Annotated in this window: 23 protein-coding genes; 12 read left to right on the top strand and 11 right to left on the bottom strand. The window is 50.9% G+C overall.

Going from position 1 to position 22,338, the window contains the following annotated elements; translation table 11 throughout:
* Positions 1 to 2 precede the first annotated feature (2 nt).
* From ACF8PK_RS10675 to ACF8PK_RS10660, 4 genes are all read left to right on the top strand, one after another.
* On the top strand, positions 3 to 830 hold the full coding sequence (locus tag ACF8PK_RS10675) for a carbon-nitrogen hydrolase family protein (RefSeq protein WP_238819715.1): 828 nt from the start codon (positions 3 to 5) through the stop codon (positions 828 to 830).
* Between the two features lie 2 nt (positions 831 to 832).
* Positions 833 to 2,278 (top strand): metalloprotease TldD, encoded by a 1,446-nt coding sequence (tldD, locus tag ACF8PK_RS10670; RefSeq protein ID WP_004724033.1) that lies wholly within the window; start codon positions 833 to 835, stop codon positions 2,276 to 2,278.
* A 224-nt stretch (positions 2,279 to 2,502) separates the two neighbouring features.
* Positions 2,503 to 2,922 carry a ribonuclease E inhibitor RraB gene (gene rraB, locus ACF8PK_RS10665; protein ID WP_004724031.1) on the top strand — a complete coding sequence of 140 codons (420 nt, stop codon included), beginning with the start codon at positions 2,503 to 2,505 and terminating at the stop codon, positions 2,920 to 2,922.
* A 119-nt stretch (positions 2,923 to 3,041) separates the two neighbouring features.
* Positions 3,042 to 3,848 carry a hypothetical protein gene (locus ACF8PK_RS10660; protein ID WP_392441194.1) on the top strand — a complete coding sequence of 269 codons (807 nt, stop codon included), beginning with the start codon at positions 3,042 to 3,044 and terminating at the stop codon, positions 3,846 to 3,848.
* 100 nt (positions 3,849 to 3,948) lie between these two features.
* Here the strand turns inward: ACF8PK_RS10660 and ACF8PK_RS10655 are convergent, their stop codons facing one another.
* From ACF8PK_RS10655 to argR, 5 genes are all read right to left on the bottom strand, one after another.
* Entirely contained in the window at positions 3,949 to 4,338 is a 390-nt protein-coding gene (locus tag ACF8PK_RS10655; RefSeq protein WP_041942638.1) for a DUF2061 domain-containing protein, read from the bottom strand.
* 145 nt (positions 4,339 to 4,483) lie between these two features.
* Entirely contained in the window at positions 4,484 to 4,921 is a 438-nt protein-coding gene (locus ACF8PK_RS10650; RefSeq protein WP_143680531.1) for a universal stress protein, read from the bottom strand.
* Positions 4,922 to 5,028: 107 nt separating this feature from the next.
* Entirely contained in the window at positions 5,029 to 7,608 is a 2,580-nt protein-coding gene (locus ACF8PK_RS10645; RefSeq protein WP_158141174.1) for a TRAP transporter permease, read from the bottom strand.
* Positions 7,609 to 7,774: 166 nt separating this feature from the next.
* Entirely contained in the window at positions 7,775 to 8,743 is a 969-nt protein-coding gene (locus ACF8PK_RS10640) for a TAXI family TRAP transporter solute-binding subunit (protein WP_004724023.1), read from the bottom strand.
* A gap of 349 nt (positions 8,744 to 9,092) precedes the next feature.
* On the bottom strand, positions 9,093 to 9,563 hold the full coding sequence (argR, locus tag ACF8PK_RS10635) for a transcriptional regulator ArgR (protein WP_004724020.1): 471 nt from the start codon (positions 9,561 to 9,563) through the stop codon (positions 9,093 to 9,095).
* A 327-nt stretch (positions 9,564 to 9,890) separates the two neighbouring features.
* Here argR and mdh point away from each other — a divergent pair, with 327 nt between their 5' ends.
* Both mdh and ACF8PK_RS10625 read left to right on the top strand, forming a co-directional pair.
* Positions 9,891 to 10,823 (top strand): malate dehydrogenase, encoded by a 933-nt coding sequence (gene mdh, locus ACF8PK_RS10630; RefSeq protein ID WP_004724018.1) that lies wholly within the window; start codon positions 9,891 to 9,893, stop codon positions 10,821 to 10,823.
* A gap of 359 nt (positions 10,824 to 11,182) precedes the next feature.
* Positions 11,183 to 12,589 (top strand): basic amino acid/polyamine antiporter, encoded by a 1,407-nt coding sequence (locus tag ACF8PK_RS10625; RefSeq protein ID WP_154180685.1) that lies wholly within the window; start codon positions 11,183 to 11,185, stop codon positions 12,587 to 12,589.
* A 110-nt stretch (positions 12,590 to 12,699) separates the two neighbouring features.
* On the opposite strand, the gene ispB is transcribed toward ACF8PK_RS10625, so the two are convergent.
* On the bottom strand, positions 12,700 to 13,671 hold the full coding sequence (gene ispB, locus ACF8PK_RS10620; protein WP_232658414.1) for an octaprenyl diphosphate synthase: 972 nt from the start codon (positions 13,669 to 13,671) through the stop codon (positions 12,700 to 12,702).
* Positions 13,672 to 13,941: 270 nt separating this feature from the next.
* Between ispB and rplU the strand changes: the two genes are divergently transcribed.
* The 6 genes from rplU to folA all read left to right on the top strand — a co-directional run bounded on the left by rplU (position 13,942) and on the right by folA (position 17,851).
* Positions 13,942 to 14,253, top strand: coding sequence for a 50S ribosomal protein L21 (rplU, locus tag ACF8PK_RS10615; RefSeq protein WP_014205844.1), 312 nt, complete (start codon positions 13,942 to 13,944; stop codon positions 14,251 to 14,253).
* Between the two features lie 20 nt (positions 14,254 to 14,273).
* Complete coding sequence (rpmA, locus tag ACF8PK_RS10610; protein WP_014205843.1) at positions 14,274 to 14,531, top strand: 50S ribosomal protein L27; 258 nt, start codon at positions 14,274 to 14,276, stop codon at positions 14,529 to 14,531.
* 217 nt (positions 14,532 to 14,748) lie between these two features.
* Positions 14,749 to 15,927, top strand: a complete 1,179-nt coding sequence (gene cgtA, locus ACF8PK_RS10605; RefSeq protein WP_004723698.1) for an Obg family GTPase CgtA — start codon at positions 14,749 to 14,751, stop codon at positions 15,925 to 15,927.
* Positions 15,928 to 16,093: 166 nt separating this feature from the next.
* Positions 16,094 to 16,855 carry a threonine/serine exporter ThrE family protein gene (locus tag ACF8PK_RS10600; protein ID WP_038150551.1) on the top strand — a complete coding sequence of 254 codons (762 nt, stop codon included), beginning with the start codon at positions 16,094 to 16,096 and terminating at the stop codon, positions 16,853 to 16,855.
* Position 16,856: 1 nt separating this feature from the next.
* Positions 16,857 to 17,330, top strand: coding sequence for a threonine/serine exporter family protein (locus ACF8PK_RS10595; RefSeq protein ID WP_004723694.1), 474 nt, complete (start codon positions 16,857 to 16,859; stop codon positions 17,328 to 17,330).
* A gap of 41 nt (positions 17,331 to 17,371) precedes the next feature.
* A complete protein-coding gene (gene folA, locus ACF8PK_RS10590; protein ID WP_392441186.1) occupies positions 17,372 to 17,851 on the top strand; it encodes a type 3 dihydrofolate reductase in 480 nt (159 codons plus the stop codon).
* A gap of 74 nt (positions 17,852 to 17,925) precedes the next feature.
* On the opposite strand, the gene apaH is transcribed toward folA, so the two are convergent.
* The 5 genes from apaH to surA all read right to left on the bottom strand — a co-directional run bounded on the left by apaH (position 17,926) and on the right by surA (position 22,324).
* A complete protein-coding gene (apaH, locus tag ACF8PK_RS10585; protein WP_158108019.1) occupies positions 17,926 to 18,741 on the bottom strand; it encodes a bis(5'-nucleosyl)-tetraphosphatase (symmetrical) ApaH in 816 nt (271 codons plus the stop codon).
* Between the two features lie 10 nt (positions 18,742 to 18,751).
* Entirely contained in the window at positions 18,752 to 19,132 is a 381-nt protein-coding gene (gene apaG, locus ACF8PK_RS10580) for a Co2+/Mg2+ efflux protein ApaG (RefSeq protein ID WP_004723687.1), read from the bottom strand.
* A 69-nt stretch (positions 19,133 to 19,201) separates the two neighbouring features.
* Entirely contained in the window at positions 19,202 to 20,017 is an 816-nt protein-coding gene (gene rsmA / locus ACF8PK_RS10575; RefSeq protein WP_392441183.1) for a 16S rRNA (adenine(1518)-N(6)/adenine(1519)-N(6))-dimethyltransferase RsmA, read from the bottom strand.
* Between the two features lie 20 nt (positions 20,018 to 20,037).
* Complete coding sequence (gene pdxA / locus ACF8PK_RS10570; RefSeq protein WP_004723683.1) at positions 20,038 to 21,039, bottom strand: 4-hydroxythreonine-4-phosphate dehydrogenase PdxA; 1,002 nt, start codon at positions 21,037 to 21,039, stop codon at positions 20,038 to 20,040.
* Positions 21,029 to 22,324 carry a peptidylprolyl isomerase SurA gene (gene surA / locus ACF8PK_RS10565; RefSeq protein WP_004723680.1) on the bottom strand — a complete coding sequence of 432 codons (1,296 nt, stop codon included), beginning with the start codon at positions 22,322 to 22,324 and terminating at the stop codon, positions 21,029 to 21,031. Before surA ends, pdxA begins: the two co-directional genes overlap by 11 nt.
* Positions 22,325 to 22,338: the final 14 nt, after the last annotated feature.

The raw sequence follows: 22,338 nt of genomic DNA, 5'->3' as shown, positions 1-22,338 counted from the left end.
ACATGGAACGTGTCGGTATCATCCAAATGACTTCAGGGCCGCAGGTCGCAGACAATTTGGCGTTTATCGCCAAGCACGCGAACCGATTGGCGACGCAAGGGGCGCGTTGGATTGTAACGCCCGAAAATGCAGTGGTGTTTGGCAATCGCAACGACTATCACCAGCACGCTGAACCGATGGGAAACGGCCCAATTCAACGTGAACTCGCCCAAATTGCACGTGAAAATGGCGTGTGGTTACTGGTCGGCAGCATGCCGATAGCGCGTGCTCACGGCGTGACCACCACATCGATTTTATTCAATCCACAAGGCGAACCCGCAGCACATTATGATAAGCTGCACATGTTTGATGTGGATGTCGCAGACAGTCACCAACGGTATCGCGAGTCGGAAACGTTCACGCCGGGCGATGCGCTGACGGTGGTGTCGACCCCGATGGGATCGTTGGGATTGTCGATTTGTTACGATGTGCGTTTTCCGCATCTGTATTCTCAGTTGCGCCGTTTAGGCGCACAAATTTTAGTGGTGCCTGCGGCATTTACCGCGGTCACCGGACGTGCGCATTGGGAAATCCTGCTGCGTGCCCGAGCGATTGAAACCCAATGCTGGGTGGTGGCTGTGGGGCAAGGTGGGCACCATGTGTGCGGTCGAGAAACTTGGGGGCATTCCATGGTGATTAGCCCTTGGGGGGACATCGTGGCCTCGCTGGAGCAACCCGCGGCAACGTTGATCGCCGACATCGATTTGCATCAGGTGGAACAAGTGCGCCTGACCATGCCGATCATGGCGCACACGCGCTTTGATAATCAATTTAAAGAGAAAAAGAGTTAGCTATGAGTATTACCCGAATTGAAGAGGCACTATTAACCCCTGCAGGGCTGACAGAGCAAGATATCGCTGACACTCTGGCGACCATCGCCACTCGTGAAATTGATTATGCGGATATTTACTTTCAGTCCAGCTGGCATGAGTCGCTGGTATTGGAAGACAGCATTATTAAAGACGGCTCGTTCAACATCGATTGTGGTGTGGGTGTGCGTGCCGTGACCGGTGAAAAGACCGGTTTTGCTTACTCTGATCAGATTCAACTCGATGGCTTAAAGCAGAGTGCCATTGCCGCGCGCGGTATCGCTCAGCAAGGCCAGAATGGCCGCGTGCAAGCGTTTAAACGTTCAGACAATCAAAGCTACTACGCGGCGGATAACCCACTGCAAAGCTGGGAAAAGCAGAAAAAAACCGAACTGCTGATGCAGTTGGATGCCTACATTCGAACCAAAGAGCCGCTGATTCAGGAAGTTTCCGTCAGCTTGAGTGGTGTGCACGAACAGATGCTGGTGGCCGCAACCGATGGTACGTACGCCGGTGATATTCGTCCGCTGGTACGTTTGTCGATCAGTGTGCTGGCACAAAAAGGCGATCGCCGTGAACGCGGCAGCGCGGGCGGCGGTGGTCGTTTTAACTACGATTACTTCCTGACGGAAGAAAACGGTCAGAAAATGGCATTTGCTTACGCGGATGAAGCGATTCGTCAGGCGTTGGTGAATTTGGAAGCGGACGCGGCACCTGCGGGCACCATGCCGGTGGTTTTGGGTTCTGGTTGGCCGGGCGTGCTATTGCACGAAGCGGTTGGCCACGGCCTTGAAGGCGACTTCAACCGGAAAGGCTCGTCGGTGTTCTCAGGCAAAATGGGCAAGCAAGTGACCTCAGACCTGTGCACCATTGTTGATGACGGCACACTCAAAGATTTACGTGGCTCGCTCAACGTCGACGATGAAGGCGTGAACGGTCAGTACAACGTGCTGATTGAAAAGGGTGTGCTGAAAGGCTACATGCAAGACAAGCTCAACGCACGCCTGATGGGCGTGGCGCCTACAGGGAACGGCCGCCGTGAATCGTACGCGCATCTGCCGATGCCTCGTATGACCAACACTTACATGCTACCGGGTCAGCATACGCCGGAAGAGATCATCTCCACCGTGAAAAAAGGCGTCTACGCGCCCAACTTTGGCGGCGGTCAGGTGGATATCACCTCCGGCAAGTTCGTGTTCTCGGCGTCGGAAGCGTATTTGATCGAAAATGGTAAAGTGACGCGCCCGATTAAAGGGGCGACCCTGATTGGTTCGGGCATTGAAGCGATGCAGCAAGTCTCGATGGTGGGCAACGATCTCAGCATTGACCGCGGGGTCGGTGTGTGTGGTAAAGCAGGTCAAAGCGTTCCCGTCGGTGTGGGGCAGCCTACGCTTAAACTTGACGCATTGACCGTTGGTGGTACCGAATAACCCGAAAAAGCAGCGTTGAACGCAGCTTTTTTCTTGGCGCAGAAAGGCAGAGCGCTTCCTGAGATCGTTGATGGCTATGTTCATGCTCGTTGATGGTCAATGGAAGCGTTTGCGGCTAGAAAGATCGCGTGGAGATCACTTTGTGGCTGGCAATTCATGACGATCCATGCCATATTTCGTCGCACTGAAATTTGATCCAACTTAACCATTCTGGAGCCACATTTATGTCTCACGAAGATGAATATCTGTCCGTTGAAGATTTTATTGAGATTCAAAAAGAAGAGACTCGCGACATCATTCAAGCGCTGCTCGAGGATGGCAGTGATCCAGAAGCTTTGTATGAGATCGAACACCACTTCTTCGCGGAAGATTTTGACAAGCTAGAAAAAGCGGCTGTGGAAGCATTCAAACTGGGTTTTGAAGTGTTGGAAGCGGAAGAAGCGGAAGACGAAGATGGCAATAAACTGCTGTGTTTCGATGCGACCATGCAATCTGTACTGAATCCAGAAGCGATTGATGCACAAGTTGAAAAACTGGTGAATCTGGCTGAAAAATACGACGTGATCTACGACGGTTGGGGGACTTACTATGAGGGTGAAGACGCTCTGTACGCCGACGAAGATGAAGATGACGACGAAGAGTAATCATTGATGATTTGTAAGATACCAGCCATACGGCTGGTATTTTTTTATGCAACTGACGTTTGTGTTAGCGAAATGAACTGTGTTTAAATGGCGCAAACCCTGACGACCGACCACTGATTATGCAGCTTTCTCTCGCCGGACTCTGGCAACTTTCTCCGCTGACCGATTTATCCATTCCTCAAGATGACGTGACGTTTCCGGCCCCCTTGAGTGCGGTGCTGCCTGACAGTTTGTCGGAATCGGCCATTGCCGCACAGGAGTGGCATTTGATGCACGACATCGAAGTAGACGACGCGCTGCTTGGGTTTGCCGCGATCGATTTGGTGCTAGAAGGGGTCGATTATCACGCTGAGGTGCGTCTCAATGGGGTGGCGCTGTTTGATTGCGATGGCTCTCTGGCGGTGTATAAAAAAGATATTCGTCCGCTGCTGAACCCGGGGCGCAACCGATTTGAGATTCTGTTTCTTGAACAGGAAGACGACTGGTTGGTTGACGACGAGGAAGCGGACGGCGCTTTGTGCTCACTGGCGCCCGCCAAAGCCGAGCCGTACGATGCGCGCATGGGGATTTGGCGTGCGCCTTACTTGCAATGCATTCGCCATCTGCGCCTTGAGCATGTCGCCACCGAGCAAATCTGGCACCATGGCGGCGGCTGTGAGTTGTTGGTGAATCTGTTTTTTACGACCTATTCGCCGGGCTTAATTTCTGCTGCCGTGCGCTTTGATAGCATGACTTATCACTTGCCGATTGATGTGCGCAGCGACCATGCCAGTGCGTTGTTTCAGGTTGAAGCGCCGAAGTATTATGACGTGAATCATCCAGATCCGCGCGATCTTTACGAGGTCAGTGTGGAGTTGGATGGTCAGCGCCAAGCTTTTAAATTGGGCCTCAGCCACTCCCAATGTGTCACCCATTTTCCGGTTTGAATGCAGAATGCAGTGAATCGTCAGCATCGCGTTTATCTTTCGAAGACCATTTCTTTTTAAAACATGAAGCCCCGCATTCGCGGGGCTTCATGTTTTAATCTTAGTGGGCACATTGCCAAGGTGCAGCGCTGGCGTGTTTGCTTTGCCATACTTTTTCATGAAAGTAGTACGCACAGGTGTTAAAGCTCGGTTCAATCAGGGCCATCACACCACCCACCAGAAAGCTACCCGTTAACAAGTAGGCGACGTTGAACGCCACGGTAAAGTGAATCACGGCAAAGCTGGCCGTTTTCAGGCGCGGGTTCGACGCATAGCGTTGCAAAGGGGCATACTGGTTCCAAGCTTTCTCGTGGAAGTAGAAAGCAACCGTGTTCACCATCGGTTCAAGCATTGCGATCAGGCTACCGATGATAACGTCACCGGTCAGGGCGTACGCGACGGTAAAAGCAATGCTAAAGTGGATAGCAGCAAAACTCAGTGTCTTTTTCATGGTAATCGTCCAATCTCGTTTCTCTTTGATGGAATTATTATTGATAATTATTCTCATAAAAGAAAATGGGAATGAACGATTAGTGTGATAGTTAAAAACGAATAAAAAAGGCGCATTGAGCGCCTTCATCGAATCATTGTGAGTTTCAGCCTTGCGGTTTGACCACCAGAACGTTGATCGGGGAGTGTTCCACCACTTTACTGGCGACAGAGCCCAGCATCACTTTGTCGATACGTGAACGCTTGTGACTTGGCATCACAATCAGATCTGCACCCAGCTTCTCGGCATAGTCGAGAATGGTGGTGTAAGGTTTGCCTTCGGCGACGTGTAGTTTGTACACCACATCTTCGACGATGTATTTCTCGGCGAACGCTTTGAGTTGCGCGCGAACGTCATCTTTCATTTTGGCAGCCGCATCTTTGGGAAAATACGTGGCAACCATCGACATGTGAATGCCCGGCAGAACGTTAAGCAGATGCAATTCGGCATTGGATTGTTTTGCGTGCCACACGGCATGCTGAACGGCTTTGTCAGAAAAGCCTTTTTCGTTCAAATCAACAGGTACCAAGATGTGTTTATACATTATTCGTTATCTCTGTTTAGGTTGAGCCAGATGGCAACAAGTCTTTGGCTTGAGTATATGCCCTGCTGACACAGGGCATTTTGATTAAGCGCGGATTTTGTTAAACATTAAGTACGAATGGTCTCTTTGGCGGCCCGTCGCTTCTGGTTCCAGCCCAGGAGCAAGGTGAGCAGCAGCGCAGGGACAAACACCCATTCCTTCATCGGGCGATCGCTATCGACGACGATAGAACGAATCTCCCAACCAAAATCAATGCCTGCAGATTCTGCCGGACTGCCAAACTCCACCATGTCGATCATCATGCGATTGTTTTCAGGATTGAGCATCAGGCCCATCGATGAGATACGTTCCTGCGCGGTACGGGCGCGGTCATCAAACGGCAGAATCACGGTTTTCGAAACGTAATCGCCCTCTAATGTTTCACCAGCCACCAACATCGCGACCGATTGTCCGACCGGTGTTTTCTCCACGATGTGCGCCAATTCAGTCCCCGGGTAGAGTTTTTGCGCCGGATAGATCATGTCCCACCAGAACCCCGGACGGAAGAAAGTAAACGTCAGCAGCAGCAGCGCCGCGATCTCCCACCACTTGGTTTTAGTGAACCACCACCCTTGCGTGGCGGCGGAGAAGAGCAACATCGCGATGATTGAAGAGCCGACCGTGAGTGCCAGATGCCACCAAGAATCAATGCCCATCAGCAGGAGCTGGGTATTGAACACGAACATAAATGGCAAGATCGCGGTACGAATATCGTAGGTAAACCCTTGAATACCGGTACGAATAGGGTCCGATTTCGCAATCGCGGCGGCGGCAAACGCGGCCAAGCCCACCGGCGGGGTATCATCGGCGAGAATCCCGAAGTAGAACACGAATAAATGCACGGCGATGAGTGGAATGATCAAGCCGTGCTGCGCGCCCAGCGTCACAATCACCGGCGCCATCAGCGTCGATACCACAATGTAGTTCGCGGTGGTTGGCAGGCCCATGCCCAGAATCAAACTGATGACAGCGGTAAAGATCAACATCATGATCACGCTGCCGCCGGAGATGAACTCAACAAAGTCGGTCATCACCAAGCCGATCCCCGTTAGCGTCACGACACCCACAACCGTCCCCGCGGCGGCGGTGGCCACACCGATCCCGATCATGTTGCGCGCGCCAGATACCAAACTTTCGAGCAAATCGGTCACGCCAGCTTTTACTTCACGTGTGAGGTCACCTGTCTGATTAAAGACCGCCATCAACGGACGTTGTGTGAGCAGAATAAAGATCATGAACACGGTGGCCCAGAATGCAGACAGACCCGGCGAGAAGCGTTCAACGGTCAAACACCACACCAACACGACAATGGGTAACAGGTAGTGCAGGCCAGATTTCACGGTCGGGCCGGTGTCAGGAATCTCTTGCAGATCTTCGTCGATCGCCAGTCCACCTTCCGCCGCATACTTAGACGAAATACGCACCAACAACACGTAAACCACGAGCAGGGCAACGGTCACGATGGGTGTGGCGGCTGCGCCAAAGACGTCTTTGGTCCAGCCGACACCGTAATAGACCACGGCACTGATCACACACAGCCCCAAGATGGTGCCGGTAAATGACAGCAGGCTTTGCAGCAGCGTTGGGTTGTGACGACGTGGCAAGCCTTCCATACCCGCTTTACACGCTTCCAAATGGACGATGTAAATCAAGGCAATGTAAGAAATCAACGCAGGCAGCAGCGCCGCGCGAATCACTTCTACATAAGAAATCCCAACATATTCAACCATCAGGAATGCTGCGGCGCCCATGATCGGCGGCGTCAACTGACCGTTGGTTGAGGCGGCGACTTCCACCGCACCAGCTTTGGTGCCCGGAAAGCCAACCCGTTTCATCAGCGGAATGGTAAAGGTCCCCGTGGTCACCACGTTCGCGATAGAGGAACCGGAGACCAGCCCCGACAGACCTGATGCCACGACGGCCGCTTTAGCCGGACCGCCGCGCATGTGACCAAGCATGGAGAACGCGACTTTGATGAAGTAAGCCCCAGCGCCGGCTCGTTCGAGCATGGCACCAAATAGCACAAACAGGAATACGAACGAGGTTGATACGCCCAGCGCGACCCCGAATACCCCTTCGGTGGTCAGCCACAGGTGTGACATCGCTTTATTGAGACTGGCCCCTTTATGGGCAATCACATCCGGCATGTAAGGGCCGGCAAAGGTGTAGAGCAGGAAGACGGCGGCAACGGCCATCAACGGAGGACCGAGTGCGCGTCGCGTTGCTTCCAGTAGTAGCACCATGCCCATCACGGAAACCACCACGTCCAGCGTGGTCGGTGCACCAGAACGACCGGCCAATTGTTCATAGAAAAGATAGATGTAGGCGGCCGAGAAGCTACCGGCGAGCGCCAAAATCCAATCGATGGACGGAATGTGATCGCGTGATGAGTTTTTCATCGCCGGGTAGGCGGTGAATGCGAGGAAAATAGCAAAGCTGAGGTGAACGGCCCGAGCTTGCGTGTCATTGAGTACGCCGAAATCGAAAATGAATGGCAGTGGCGATGCGTACCACAACTGGAAGAGTGACCAGCATAGTGGCACCAACCACAGAATGCGACCTGGGATGCCGGTTGGGTTCCTTGCACCTGTATCAGCCTGTGCAACCATCTCTTGCACATCTTGCGACGGAGTGTTTGTCTGCGTCATGCACGTTATCCTTATTATTTGATGGTCTTAAAATATCGAAAGGTGGCCTGTCAAACGGAGTCAAAGCCAAGAGAGTGATGACCGCGCGCAACGTGGTGACGCGCTGAGCGGCCATACTAATAAGGAGGCACCCGGCCTCCTTATTTATGGAGTGGTGCGTACTGAATTATTTCAGTAGACCGACTTCTTTGTAGTATTTCACTGCACCTGGGTGGAGTGGGATAGAGATACCTGCTTTCACCATGTCCTCTTTTTTCAGGTTGGCAAATGCTGGGTGTAGGCGAGTGAAGGTATCGAAGTTTTCAAACACGGCTTTGGCCACGTTGTACGCGACTTCGTCAGAGACATCGGCGCTGGTGACCAAGGTTGCGGCCACACCGAAGCTTTTCACGTCCATGTCGGTGCCACGGTACATGCCTGCAGGCACGGAGGTGTATGCGTAGTAGGGGTTGTCTGCCACAACTTTATCGATTTCTGGACCTGTTGCCGGCACCAGTTTCGCATCACAAGATGTCGTCGCTTCTTTGATGGAACCGTTCGGGTGGCCCACCATGTAGATGAAAGCGTCGATCTTGTTGTCACACAGGGCTTGTGAACGCTCAGAGCCTTTTAGCTCAGAAGCCAGTTTGAAGCTGTCGTTAGTCCAGCCAAAAGCATCCATCACGACCTGCATGGTCGCGCGGTCGCCCGAGCCTGGGTTACCAATGTTCACGCGTTTACCCGCCAGATCCTGTACGTTGTTGATGCCAGCATCAGAGCGCGCGATGATGTTAAAAGGTTCTGTGTGAAGAGAGAACACAGCGCGCAGTTTCTTGTATGGACCTTGCTGAGCAAATTCGCTGGTGCCGTTGTAACCGTGGTATTGCCAGTCAGACTGAACGATACCGAAGTCCAACTCGCCAGAGCGGATCGTATTGACGTTGTAGATCGAACCGCCAGTGGATTCTACAGAGCAGCGGATATTATGTTCTTTGCGGTCTTTGTTAACTAGCTTACAAATCGCACCGCCGGTTGGGTAGTAAACACCCGTGACCGAACCCGTACCAATTGTGATGAATTCCTGAGCGTTAACCGCGCCTGCGCCCAATACTGCAGCAGCAATCGCACCGACCTTAATTATTGTATTCAATGCCATGAATTTCCCTTCCTTCTTTTCATTATTTGCTCCCAAAACAAGTGTAGTTGCTTTGGGCGTTTCTTCATCGAGAAACGGAAGCTTTTTCAATCCATTTGTTGAAAAAGTGACTGAATAATACCAAAAAATCGAAAGATAATTATAGGAATGTAAAAATATGTAGCCAAACAGGCTAGTTATTTCGCCAAAACTCAGCGGAGTTGTGCGAGGTGATATGTCTAAAAATCAATAAGTTAAATTGAATTTAATGCAGGTGAAGAGAGTTGGTTAAGATGTGATTGGAGTCACGCGTCACGGACTTTTCGTGACTCCATCGTTCTGTTTTATATACAGTTTCTCAATAATGAGATCAGCCAGCGTACTCGAAAAGTTCACAAACGGACTTAAACAGCTGCTTGGTTGAGACGTTCAGCGTTGGCGTAATGAAGATCGTGTCATCGCCAGCAACCACGCCCAAAATGCCTTCGGATTTACCCAGTGAGTCGAGTAAACGGGCAATCAACTGTGCAGCGCCAGGGCCGGTATGGATGACAACCAGCGCGTTGTTGTGGTCGATATCAAGCACCAGTTCACGCAACGAACTTGAAACTGTAGGAACGCCGAGTTCAGCGGGTAAGCAGTACACCATTTCCATTTTGGCATTGCGAGTTCGAACGGCGCCGAACTTTGTCAGCATGCGGGACACCTTCGATTGGTTGATGTTATCAAACCCTTCGTGTTTCAGTGCATCCACAATATCGCCCTGAGAGCCAAAGCGTTCCTCTTTCAGCAGAGCTTTAAAAGCTCGGACTAGATTGTCTTGTTTGTCTGTATGGCGCATCGTCTTCTTACTATCGCTATTCATAACTGCGGTGTATTTTCCCATAGGTCGGGTATCAGTGCCAAATTATCGCTCAAAACTGTCTTAAAGGTCACTGTAAATATGGTAAATATTCGGTTAGATAACACTTTAACTCTTTGTCATCGAAGAAAAATAGACTCATAATCGGGCCCGGAGTTGTCGCACACGAATACGTAGTTGCGCAAAGTCGCAAAGCTGAGGTTAATTGATTGTAATCAACTTGTGATTGCTATAGCTTCTTGGGGTCGGATACTAGATACCCTACCAAAAACATTTATAAGAGATTTACTCTCAAGGAGAACTACGATGAAAGTCGCTGTTATTGGTGCCGCTGGCGGCATCGGTCAAGCCCTAGCCCTATTGTTGAAAAACCGTCTTCCTGCAGGTTCTGATCTTGCGCTGTATGATATCGCGCCTGTAACTCCGGGTGTTGCAGCGGACCTAAGCCATATCCCAACGCCGGTCTCTATTAAAGGCTACGCGGGCGAAGATCCAACACCGGCACTGGATGGTGCGGATGTGGTTCTGATCTCTGCGGGTGTTGCTCGTAAACCGGGTATGGATCGTGCGGATCTTTTCAATGTGAACGCAGGTATTGTCAAAGCACTGGCTGAACGCATCGCGGTAGTTTGTCCTCATGCATGTATCGGTATCATCACCAACCCAGTGAACACCACTGTGCCAATCGCAGCGGAAGTTTTGAAAAAAGCAGGTGTGTACGACAAGCGTAAACTGTTTGGTATCACGACGCTGGACGTGATTCGTTCAGAAACGTTCGTGGCTGAACTGAAAGGCCAAGATCCAGGTCAGGTTCGTGTTCCTGTAATTGGTGGTCACTCAGGTGTAACCATTCTGCCATTGCTGTCTCAAGTTGAAGGTGTGGAATTCACTGACGCTGAAATTGAAGCGCTGACTAAACGTATCCAAAACGCGGGGACTGAAGTGGTTGAAGCGAAGGCGGGTGGCGGTTCTGCGACACTGTCAATGGGTCAAGCCGCATGTCGTTTTGGCCTGTCTCTGGTGAAAGCACTGCAAGGTGAAAGCGTGGTTGAGTATGCTTACGTTGAAGGTGCTGGTGAGCACGCACAATTCTTTGCACAACCAGTGAAACTGGGCAAAGACGGCGTGGAAGAAGTACTGAGCTACGGCCAACTGAGTGCATTTGAAGAAGCCGCACTGAACGGTATGTTGGATACGCTGAAAGGTGACATCCAAATCGGTATCGATTTTGTGAAATAATCATCACGCTTCTCGTGAACGATTTTCAAAAGCCGCTTGTCGCAGGATAAGCGGCTTTTTTACGTCTATGCTTTGCGTGAACCGCCTGCATTCTAAACATGCGCGATTGTTGAATTAATAGTCATAAAATTTATCTGGCTTCGAGTTTCTATTTAAACATTCCATCAAAGTTGTATTATTCAGAGTTTTTTACCAACTACAGACAATTTTGCGTTGATAAGTGTGTGACTTTTTGATCGTTGGCAATGAATGTGTTGTTAAAAACACTTTCTCGGTGATGTGGATCACGCACTGTATGCATCCTTTCATCATTTGCCTTTAAAATAACGCCCTTCTCGAAAGCAGAATCGGAAATAACCATGGATAACAAACTGGGTTTAGGCTCGTTAACCGCACTGGTCATTGGCTCAATGATTGGTGCTGGCGTTTTTAGCCTGCCGCAAAACATGGCCGCCGTGGCGAGCCCTCTGGCCGTGATGATTGGCTGGATGATTACTGGGGTCGGCATGATTTTTCTTGCACTCTCTTTCCAGCAGCTCGCAATGCATAAACCGCACATCAACAGCGGCGTGTTTGGTTATGCGCGGGAAGGTTTTGGTGATTTCACCGGCTTCTGTTCTGCCTGGGGGTATTGGTTCAGCGCGATGGTGGCCAATGTGTCCTATCTGGTGATCGTGTTCAGCACGCTCGGCATGTTGTTTGATACACCGGATCGCACGCTGTTTGGCAGCGGCAACACGTTGTTGTCGGTGGGCGGTGCGTCGGTTCTTCTTTGGTCGGTGCACTTGCTGGTGCTACGCGGTGTGCAAACTGCAGCATTGATTAACCTGATTACCACATGTGCCAAGATGGTGCCGCTCTTGCTGTTCATTGTCTGCGCGGCGTTGGCATTCAAATGGCAGACGTTCACCGTCGATTTCTCTGGGCTGCATTTTGGCGACCAGCATGATCTGTGGTCGCAGATCAAAGCCACCATGTTGATCACGGTCTGGGTGTTTATTGGTGTGGAAGGGGCTGTTGTGGTGTCTAACCGCGCTCGTCATCGCAGAGACATTGGCCGTGCGACGATCCTTGGCTTACTGACCGCGTTGTCGATTTATGTGTTGGTGACGTTGTTGTCGATGGGCGTGATTCGTCCGGTTGAGCTGGCGCAGTATCACAACCCGTCGATGGCGAAAGTGTTGACTGAGATCTTGGGCCCGTGGGGACAATACATCATTGCCGGTGGTCTGCTTGTTTCGGTGTGTGGCGCGTTCTTGAGTTGGACGGTATTGGCGTCCGAAGCGCCTTATCTCGGCGCCAAAGACAAGATGTTCCCCGCGCGTTATGCGAAGCAAAATGAGGCGGGTAGCCCGTATCAAGCCCTGACGTTGACCAACATCTGCATTCAGGTGTCGCTGATCTTGGTGATGTTTGCGGGCAGTACCTATGACACGCTGCTGGTTTTGGCATCTGAAATGATCCTCGTGCCTTATTTCCTTGTCGGTGCTTACACGCTCAAATTGGCGCTGGATCGCAAGGATCGTGGTCGCATGTTAGCGATTGGTGTTGGGGCGAGCTTATATGGTATTTGGTTGCTCTACGCATCGGGATTGAATTATTTGATGCTGTCCGCGCTCTTGTATCTACCCGGAATGCTGTTTTACGTGAAAGCCAAGAAAGAGCAGGGCAAAAGCCCATTTATGGGCCGAGAGCGTTTAGGGGCGTGTTCGTTGACGGTGGTTGCCGTATTGGCCTGTGGCATGCTGTGGCAAGGCTGGATGTAACACCTCGAAAGATGAAGACCACATAGACGTTAACACAGACGTTAAAAAGCCTCGCGATGCGAGGCTTTTTAATGTCTGTGATGCGTCCGATTTCAGTCGTCAGCTGGCGATTACTTGTTGCGGTTGACCGCCATATGCGCGAGAGCAATCAGCGCTTGTTTGTAGTCGCTTTCGGGCAAGATGGCCAGTTCAGTGATCGCTTTGTCCGCTTCTTCATTGGCTTTGGCGACGGTGTATTCCAACGAACCTGTTTCTTTCATTGCCGTAAGAATCTCATCCAGACGTGCCATGCCGTTGGCTTGTTCAATCGCTTCGCGAATCATCGCTGCTTGTTCGGCGTTCCCGTGGCGCATCGCATATAAAAGCGGCAGGGTAGGCTTGCCTTCCGCCAGATCGTCACCGACGTTTTTACCCATCTCTTTGCCATCGGCGGTGTAGTCCATGACATCATCAATCAGCTGGAATGCGGTGCCCAAATATTTACCGTAGTTTTGCAGTGCGGTTTCAATCTCGGGTGACGCATCGGCTAAGATGGCTCCAATTTGCGTGGCCGCTTCAAACAGACGGGCGGTTTTGGAGTAGATGACCTGCATGTAGCTGGCTTCCGTGGTGTCGGGATCGTTGCAGTTCATTAATTGCTGCACTTCACCTTCAGCAATGACGTTCACGGCTTCACTCATCAGTTGCAGGATCTTCATGGATCCGAGTTCAACCATCATCTGAAACGAGCGAGTGTAAATGTAATCGCCGACCAACACGCTGGCGGCATTGCCAAATGCCGCGTTTGCGGTGGCTTTCCCACGGCGCATGTCGGATTCATCGACGACATCGTCGTGCAGCAGCGTGGCGGTGTGAGTAAATTCGATAAATGCAGCGGCGAGCGTATGGCCTTGCCCTTGGTAACCGAGGGCTTTGGCAGACAATACTGCCAGCAATGGGCGCAGTCGTTTTCCCCCTCCGCTGACAATGTAGAAGCCAAGTTGGTTGATGAGAGAAACGTCAGAGTTGAGTTGAGCTTGAATTGTTTCATTCACTTTTGCCATGTCATTGGCAGTAAGCGTTTGGATAGCTTTAAAATCCATCGTAAATCCGGCTGAAGTTAGAGCGTGTAAGGCATTTTGTTCTTCGATAATCAGTGAATAATACACTAAAAAACATTGATTAATACAAGGCTTAAAGGCATGATTGCGGCACTTTTGATTGGCGATTAGCTTTTCGCCAATTTTTTTAAAATATGGCTTGTCATAGGTGCGCCATTCACGTAGAATCTGCGCCCTATTGATGATTAGTTTAGCGCACACCCTTATTGCTCAAATTATAAGCATGGCTGTGCGGAAAGAGCGGAGTAAAATATGTACGCTGTTTTCCAATCTGGTGGTAAACAACACCGTGTAAGCGAAGGTCAAACTCTTCGTTTAGAGAAATTAGACGTTGAAACTGGTGCAACTGTAGAATTTGATAAAGTTCTGCTGGTTGCTAACGGTGAAGAAGTAAAAGTTGGCGCTCCTCTTGTTGAGGGCGGCAAAGTGACTGCAGAAGTTGTACAACACGGTCGTGGCGATAAAGTTAAAATCGTTAAGTTCCGTCGTCGTAAGCACTCTCGCAAGCAACAAGGTCACCGTCAGTGGTTCACAGAAGTGAAAATCACTGGTATCAACGCTTAAGTTATTAGGAGAGTTTAACAATGGCACACAAAAAAGCTGGTGGTTCTACTCGTAACGGCCGCGATTCAGAAAGTAAACGTCTGGGTGTTAAACGTTTCGGCGGTGAATCTGTTCTTGCAGGTAACATCATCGTTCGTCAACGTGGCACCAAGTTCCACGCTGGTACTAACGTAGGTATCGGTAAAGACCACACTCTTTTCGCTCTATCTGATGGTAAAGTGAAATTCGAAGTGAAAGGTCCTAAAAACCGTAAATTCGTTAGCATCGAAGCTGAATAAGTTTAGTTTCTCGATGAATTTAAAAGCCCTGCCGTTAGGTGGGGTTTTTTATTTATCTGGAGAGAAGAGCCAATAACAAGAGGCCCTGCTCCGTCAGAGTGGCTTGTTATCTGTTCCCAAGCAGAAGGTCTGGACCGTTTATTGCGGTGATACTTCTGCTAAAATTTATATCATTGGTAAATGATGATATTGCAACGCAAGTAATGCGGAGTAAGTAATGAAATTCGTTGATGAAGCGGTAATTAAAGTCGAAGCGGGCGATGGCGGTAACGGTGTTGTCAGCTTTTGGCGCGAAAAATTCGTAACGAAAGGTGGCCCGGACGGCGGCGACGGCGGTGATGGTGGCGATGTCTACATCCAAGCCGATGAGAACTTGAATACACTGGTGGATTATCGTTTCCAGCGTTTTTACGCGGCAGAACGTGGTCAAAACGGTGGCGGCGGTAACTGTACTGGTAAGCGTGGTAAAGACATTACGTTGAAAGTGCCTGTCGGGACGCGCGCAGTGGATATCCACACCAACGAAATCGTGGGTGAAGTGGCTGAACACGGCAAGAAAGTGATGGTTGCTAAGGGCGGCTGGCACGGTCTGGGTAACACCCGTTTTAAATCATCGGTGAACCGCGCGCCACGTCAAAAGACGATGGGGACGAAAGGTGAAGTTCGTGAACTTCGTCTTGAGCTGCTCCTGCTGGCGGATGTCGGTATGCTTGGTCTGCCGAATGCTGGTAAATCCACTTTTATCCGTTCTGTTTCAGCGGCGAAGCCAAAGGTTGCGGATTATCCGTTTACAACCTTGATCCCAAGCTTGGGTGTCGTGAGTGTTGTTCCTGAAAAAAGCTTTGTTGTGGCAGACATTCCGGGATTGATCGAAGGTGCTGCAGAAGGTGCAGGTCTAGGAATCCGATTCTTGAAACACTTGGAGCGTTGTCGCGTGCTGCTGCACATGATCGATATTTTACCGATCGATGGCAGTGAACCCGCACAAAACGCGTTGACCATCATGGATGAGCTTGAGCAATACAGCGAAAAGCTTGCGAAGAAGCCGGTTTGGTTAGTCTTTAACAAAACGGATCTGATGTTGGAAGAAGAAGCGGAAGAAAAGATCCAAGAGATCTTAGACGCGCTTGCATGGGAAGGCCCATACTTCAAGATTTCAGCGGTCAATAAGCAAGGAACGGCGGAACTGTGTCGTGAACTGGCTGACTTCATGGAAACGCTCCCTCGCGGCGCTGAAGAAGCGATCAGCGAAGAGCAAAAAGTCGAGTTTATGTGGGACGATTACCACAAAGACGCCATGGCGGGTCAAGACGTGGTGACTGAAGACGATGACGACGACTGGGATGATTGGGACGACGAAGAAGATGACGGTCACGTGATCTACGTTCGCGAATAATTCATTTCTGATGAAATCATCAAAAGCCGCATAGTATTTGCGGCTTTTTTGTGTCTAAGTCATGTTTCGTTGCGTGATTTTCATGCAGACTAATAACTTGTACTCAGAATGGAGTACGCTTTGATTGAATCATTTTTGTGGTAAGTCGGACGTTAGGAAAGGAATCATGGCATCCAAACAGAGAGCAGTTTCTCGTTTGATAGCGCAGGCTGGGCAAATGTTACTGGCCCACGGCGCTGAAAGTACGTTAGTCGGCGATATCATGCGCCGAATTGGATTGGCCAGTGGCATGAGCGAAGTGGAAGTGTCGTTGTCGGCCAGTTCGTTAGTGGTCACCACGGTCTATCAAGAGCATTGCATCACCACCACTCGGCGTTGTCCGGATCGTGGTATCAACATGCGCGTGGTCACGCAGATCCAACGGATCTGCATCATGATGGAAAAGAGATTGCTCGATCATGAGTTGGCCCAGAAAAAACTCAATAAGATCAACCCGGAACGATACAACCGCTGGTTGGTGGTGTTGATGATCGGCCTCTCTTGCTCGGCCTTTAGTCGCCTCGCAGGCGGGGATTGGACCGTCTTTGCGATTACCTTTGTCGCCTCTTCGGTTGGGATGTTTGTCCGCCAAGAAATCGGCCATCGTCATTTCAACCCGCTGCTCAACTTTGCCGCCACTGCATTTGTGACTTCGGTGATATCGGCGCAGGCGGTGATCTACCATCTGGGCAACAAGCCCACCATTGTCATGGCCTCATCGGTGCTGATGCTCGTGCCGGGTTTTCCATTGATTAACTCGGTCGCAGATATGCTGAAAGGCTACATCAACATGGGCATCGCCCGTTTTGTGATGGCCAGTTTGCTGACGCTGGCGACGTGCCTTGGCATCATCGCGGCGATGAGCGTCACTGGCATTTGGGGGTGGTAACATGTTGAGCTGGCAATTATTTTTTGGATTGATCAACGATATGTTCTTTGCCGCGATTCCGGCGGTGGGGTTTGCTTTGGTATTTAATGTGCCATCACCGGCACTAAAATATTGTGCGTTGGGTGGCGCCATTGGCCACGGGTCGCGTTATTTGATGATGCATTTTGGTGTGCCGATCGAGTGGGCTAGCTTTTTTGCCGCCACGATCGTCGGCATGGTGGGGGTGCAGTGGTCGCATAAATTCCTCGCTCACCCGAAAGTGTTCACTGTCGCCGCTCTGATCCCGATGGTGCCTGGTGTGTTCGCCTATAAAGCGATGATTGCCATGGTGGAAATCAACCACCTAGGGTTCACGCCTGAATTGCTGGCCACGCTGATGGAGAATTTCCTCAAAGCGATGTTCATTATTGCTGGCTTAGCGGTTGGCCTTGCGGTTCCTGGGCTGCTATTCTATCGCCGCAAACCGATTGTATAGATGCCACGCCATCCGGGTGGCCAACGCTTAGGAACGAATTGATGATCATCAGTATGATTGCCGCGATGGCAAGCAACCGAATTATCGGCAAGGACAACCAGATGCCCTGGCATCTTCCAGCGGACTTTGTCTGGTTTAAACGCTGTACCATGGGCAAACCGGTTGTGATGGGACGCAAAACCTATCAATCGATTGGCCGTCCACTGCCGGGGCGTCAGAACATTGTGATCAGCCGTGATTCGAGCTTAGTCATTGACGGTGTAGATGTGGTGACGTCAATCGATGCGGCATTGGACAAAGCCGGCGCGGCTGATGAAGTGATGATCATTGGCGGCGGCAGTATTTACACCGAATGTCTGCCACGCGCTGGCAAACTCTATATCACGCTGATTGATGCCGACCTCGACGGTGACACTCAGTTTCCAGCGTGGGGCGCCGAGTGGCAAGAGACGCATCGTGAACATTATGACGCCGATGAGAAAAACCAGTACGACATGGATTTTGTGATTCTAGAGCGCTAATCGCAAATCAAGCATCTCGAATCAAGTACGGCGTATGATATGAAAAAGCCCGGTTTCACCGGGCTTTTTGCTGTTTAATTGGCGCGACTTAACGCCGCTTGTTCAAAGTACGCTTTGTCTTCCCAGCGCAACAGCGTGAGGGTGGCGCCCCATACACAACCGGTATCGAGCCCGATGACGTCATGGCCACGATATCCTTCCAGCGCTGCCCAGTGACCAAAGAGCACGGTTTTTTCCAGTTTCACGCGGTTGGGGAGCGCAAACCAAGGCAGTAAGCTGCCGTCGGTGACTTCGCTGGGAGGCAGTTTGCATGCCATGTCCAGCCGCCCGTCAGGAAAGCAAAACCGCATGCGGGTGTAGCTGTTGATGATGTAGCGATAACGCTCAAGCCCGCTCAACGCATCGTGCCACATGTCCGGTTGATTGCTGTACATGTGTTCAATCAACCAGTCCCAATGGGGGCCCTGCAAGAGCGTTTCAATCTCTTTGGCTGCTGTACGTGCGGTCTGCAGATCCCACTGCGGCGAAATGCCGGCGTGAGCCAAGACAAATTCCTCGTGCTCCTGCAGCAAGGGCTGCTGGCGAATCCAGTCCAGTAGTGCTGGGCCATCATCGGCTTCCAAAATCGGCAAGGTTTTGTCTTTCTTTTTGACTGGATGAATGCCGCGCGATACGGCCAAAAGGTGCAAGTCATGATTGCCCAGCACCACTTTCGCTGCGGGGCCTAAATCACGAATAAAGCGTAAGGTTTCAAGTGATTTGGGGCCTCGGGCAACCAGATCGCCAGCGACCCACAGGGTGTCATGTTCGGGATTAAACGCAACCTGTTTGAGTAACAGTTGCAGTTCATCAAAACAGCCTTGAATGTCACCCACAATGTAATTTGACACACAAACTCCGTTAATTGAGGACGTTGGGAACCGCGAGGCGGAATGGCTCGATATCGGCAATAAATTCCTCACCCGCTTGATTGTGCATGATGTAGTGGCCTTGCATGACGCCAACCGGGGTTTCTAGCGCGGTGCCGCTACTGTAGGTATATTCGTCATTGGCTGGAATCACGGGTTGTTCTCCGACCACGCCATCACCTTCCACGGTCATCTGTTTGCCGTTGGAATCAGTGATGAGCCAGCGACGGCTGATCAGTTGTACGTTTTCATTGCTGAGGTTTTTAATCGTGATCAGATAGGCGAACACATAACGCTGGTATTCAGGGTTGGATTGTTCAGGAATGTATTTGGTGTGAACCTGAATCTTGATACAAGGATTGGAAATATCCATGAAAACTCCTTATCCGGATATCGAGGCGTGAAAACAGACAAAGGATGACACTGAGGTCATCCTTTGTATTTATGCCTGTTGCACGTGGTTGGCGTCAAGCCAGTTGGCCATGGCCACGAACTGTTGCAGGGTCAAATTCTCTGGGCGCATGCCAGGATTGACACCGAGCTCTTCCAACACCTCAAGCTCAAGCAAGCCTTTGTAGCAGTTTCGCACGGTTTTACGGCGCTGGTTAAAGCCTTCACGCACCACGCGATCTAGCCATTTCAAACTGGTGGTCGGGTGCGGTAGGTTTTCGTAAGGCACCAGACGAACCACGGCGGAATCCACTTTTGGTGGCGGAACAAACGCGGTTGGCGGCACTTCTAGTACAGGCACCACTTTGCAGTAGTACTGCGTCATGACGGTCAGACGGCCATACGCTTTGCTGCCAGGGCCTGCTGCCAAACGGTTAACCACCTCTTTCTGCAACATGAAGTGCATGTCCTGAATATCTTTATGAAATTCGAACAGATGGAACATCAGCGGCGTGGAGATGTTGTAGGGCAGGTTACCGAAGATGCGTAGTTTGTTGTTTGGCTTCACCAACTGGGTGAAGTCAAAACGCATGGCATCGCCTTCGTGAATGGTCAGTTTATCGGCCAATTCAGGGTGGTTACGTAGACGTTCAGCCAGATCGCGGTCCAGCTCAATCACGGTGAACTTGTCGACTTCGCGGCCAACGGGTTCGGTGATCGCGCCCAGACCCGGACCGATCTCAACCAAGTTTTGCCCCGGTTGAGGGTTAATCGCTGACACAATCCCATCAATGATGTAAGGATCGTTCAGGAAGTTCTGACCAAAACGTTTACGCGCTTTGTGTCCTAAGTGGACATCGTTTCTCATAGTGTTCTCGACATTCTAGATCATCGACAAGAGGATGATTTCTTATCAACTAATTCAATCGCTTGAGCGAGTGCTGTTCTAAAACTTCCCACATCGGCCAAGCCACTGCCGGCTAAATCGAGCGCGGTGCCGTGGTCGACGGATGTTCGAATAAAAGGCAGACCCAGCGTGATGTTCACGGAGCGGCCAAAGCCTTTATATTTCAGGACGGGAAGAACCTGATCGTGGTACATGCCCAGAACAGCATCAGCTTGCTGCAAATATTTGTCATTGAAGATGGTGTCGGCCGGTAATGGACCAATCAGTTGCATGCCATCTTGCTGACGTAATTTTTCCAGGGTCGGTGTAATGGTGTCGATTTCTTCGTGACCCAAAACCCCATCTTCCCCGGCATGTGGATTGAGGCCGCATACATAAATGGTAGGCGCTTCAATCGCAAATTTCTCGACCAAATCCTTGTGGAGAATATGAATGATCTTTTCCAGACGCTCGCTGGTCACTGCTTTAGACACATAAGCCAATGGAATATGTGTCGTCACCAGTGCCACGCGCAGCCCTTCGGTTGCCAGCATCATCACCACCAACGGGGTGTTGGACTGCTCCGCAAAGAACTCAGTGTGGCCGCTAAACGCCACGCCTGCGCGATTGATCACTCCCTTATGAACGGGACCGGTGACAATAGCATCAAATTCATCATTCATACAGCCTGCAGCGGCTCTTTCTAGTGTTTTTAACACATAATGGCCGTTGCTTTCGTCCAATTGACCGGCAACCACAGGCGTAGCGACCGGAATATGATCGACAATTAAGGTCCCCGCTTGCTGCGGTTTCGGTGCGGCAGAGGCATCGTAGTCGAGTAGGGTGACTTGGATGCCCAAGGTTTCAGCGCGCTGAGCCAGGACGGTTTTATCAGCACACACCACCAGTTGGTGAGTCCAGTCTTCCGTCGACAGGGCCAAAACTAAGTCCGGGCCGATGCCCGCCGGTTCACCGGCGGTCACTACGATTCGCTTAATTGTCATCGTCTTCATCCTTCAACACTTCCACGAACGCGCCTGCGCGCAGTTCTTGTAGCCAGGCGCTGGCTTCTTCGTTGAACTTACGGCTGAACAGAATACGATATGCTTTGTTTTTCAGCGCGGAGTCGGTTCGGTCGACTTCGCGGCGATCCAGAACTTCCACAATGTGCCAACCGTGCACGGTTTTAAAAGGTTGGCTGATCTGGCCGACGGGCAGTGTTTCTACTTGGTGTTTGAACTCAGGCACGTACAGATCCGGCGTTTGATATCCCAACTCACCGTTTTGCGCTGCAGAACCTGGATCTTGGCTATATTGTTGAGCCAGTTCCCCAAAGGTGGCCTCTCCGGCTTGAATACGGCGTACAAACTCATTGAGTTGTTTTTGAGCGCCATCATCGCTCAGAATGATGGTGGGTTTAATCAGAATATGGCGCGCATTGACTTCGGTAACGGCTACGGTTTCTAGGCCTTTGACGTCATCAATTTTAAGAATGTGGAAGCCCACACCGCTGCGAAATGGCCCAATGATGGTGCCTTTGTTCTGCATCTTGATTTGGTCAGCAAAAATCGTCGGCATCTCTTCTTTACGCATCCAGCCCCAGTCACCGCCATCCAGCGCTTTTGGACCTTTGGAGTAGGTGATTGCCATGGTGCTGAAATCCGCGCCCTTGTTCAGTTGTTCAACCAATTTCTTTGCTTGAGCTTCGACTTCAGATTTGTCTTGTCCGTCATTAAAGCGCAGTTGAATGTGGCTGATTTTGTACTGAATGGTGGCGTTGGTCTCTTTGGCCAGCAGATCCGCGAGCGTGTTCACTTCAGCGGGAAGAATGTTGATGCGGCGGCGAACCAAAGCATTGCGCGCTTCACTGGCTGACATCTCTTTACGAATTTGCTCGCGAAATTCTGGGTAAGTCAGTCCTTCTGCTGCGACAGACACGCGCAACTGCTCGGCGGTTTGATGGTTCTCTTTTGCGATGTCATTGATCGCTTCGTTGAGGCGGTTGTCGTCGATGCGCACCCCGATACGTTCAGCTTCTTGTTGTTGTAACGTATCAATGATCAGCTTCTCAACCACTTGTTCACGCAGCACCGCTTCGTCTGGCAGTGCGCGGTTATTTTTCTTGGCATTGGCTTTCACGCTCAGCAGCGCGGTATCAATGTCACTTTGCAAAATAACACCGTTGTTGACGATGACCGCGACGCGATCCATCTCAACCGGTTGGGCTTGTACCAAGCCAATGCTCATGAGACCCAGCAGAGTCAGTAGCGTGTGTTTCCACAATTTCATTAGAAGTCCTATCA

This window comes from Vibrio sp. CJQ_6, assembly GCF_043106745.1.
Classification (GTDB): domain Bacteria; phylum Pseudomonadota; class Gammaproteobacteria; order Enterobacterales; family Vibrionaceae; genus Vibrio; species Vibrio furnissii.
This window is presented reverse-complemented; position numbering and strand designations above follow the sequence as displayed.

Coding starts and splice junctions, on each gene's coding strand:
- ACF8PK_RS10655 (WP_041942638.1), bottom strand. CDS start 4,338: ATGAAAAAGACACTGAGTTTTGCTGCTATCCACTTTAGCATTGCTTTT.
- ACF8PK_RS10600 (WP_038150551.1), top strand. CDS start 16,094: ATGGCATCCAAACAGAGAGCAGTTTCTCGTTTGATAGCGCAGGCTGGG.
- tldD (WP_004724033.1), top strand. CDS start 833: ATGAGTATTACCCGAATTGAAGAGGCACTATTAACCCCTGCAGGGCTG.
- rpmA (WP_014205843.1), top strand. CDS start 14,274: ATGGCACACAAAAAAGCTGGTGGTTCTACTCGTAACGGCCGCGATTCA.
- ACF8PK_RS10595 (WP_004723694.1), top strand. CDS start 16,857: ATGTTGAGCTGGCAATTATTTTTTGGATTGATCAACGATATGTTCTTT.
- ACF8PK_RS10650 (WP_143680531.1), bottom strand. CDS start 4,921: ATGTATAAACACATCTTGGTACCTGTTGATTTGAACGAAAAAGGCTTT.
- ispB (WP_232658414.1), bottom strand. CDS start 13,671: ATGGATTTTAAAGCTATCCAAACGCTTACTGCCAATGACATGGCAAAA.
- cgtA (WP_004723698.1), top strand. CDS start 14,749: ATGAAATTCGTTGATGAAGCGGTAATTAAAGTCGAAGCGGGCGATGGC.
- rplU (WP_014205844.1), top strand. CDS start 13,942: ATGTACGCTGTTTTCCAATCTGGTGGTAAACAACACCGTGTAAGCGAA.
- ACF8PK_RS10675 (WP_238819715.1), top strand. CDS start 3: ATGGAACGTGTCGGTATCATCCAAATGACTTCAGGGCCGCAGGTCGCA.
- folA (WP_392441186.1), top strand. CDS start 17,372: ATGATCATCAGTATGATTGCCGCGATGGCAAGCAACCGAATTATCGGC.
- surA (WP_004723680.1), bottom strand. CDS start 22,324: ATGAAATTGTGGAAACACACGCTACTGACTCTGCTGGGTCTCATGAGC.
- ACF8PK_RS10625 (WP_154180685.1), top strand. CDS start 11,183: ATGGATAACAAACTGGGTTTAGGCTCGTTAACCGCACTGGTCATTGGC.
- pdxA (WP_004723683.1), bottom strand. CDS start 21,039: ATGACAATTAAGCGAATCGTAGTGACCGCCGGTGAACCGGCGGGCATC.
- argR (WP_004724020.1), bottom strand. CDS start 9,563: ATGCGCCATACAGACAAACAAGACAATCTAGTCCGAGCTTTTAAAGCT.
- ACF8PK_RS10645 (WP_158141174.1), bottom strand. CDS start 7,608: ATGACGCAGACAAACACTCCGTCGCAAGATGTGCAAGAGATGGTTGCA.
- ACF8PK_RS10640 (WP_004724023.1), bottom strand. CDS start 8,743: ATGGCATTGAATACAATAATTAAGGTCGGTGCGATTGCTGCTGCAGTA.
- mdh (WP_004724018.1), top strand. CDS start 9,891: ATGAAAGTCGCTGTTATTGGTGCCGCTGGCGGCATCGGTCAAGCCCTA.
- rsmA (WP_392441183.1), bottom strand. CDS start 20,017: ATGAGAAACGATGTCCACTTAGGACACAAAGCGCGTAAACGTTTTGGT.
- rraB (WP_004724031.1), top strand. CDS start 2,503: ATGTCTCACGAAGATGAATATCTGTCCGTTGAAGATTTTATTGAGATT.
- apaG (WP_004723687.1), bottom strand. CDS start 19,132: ATGGATATTTCCAATCCTTGTATCAAGATTCAGGTTCACACCAAATAC.
- ACF8PK_RS10660 (WP_392441194.1), top strand. CDS start 3,042: ATGCAGCTTTCTCTCGCCGGACTCTGGCAACTTTCTCCGCTGACCGAT.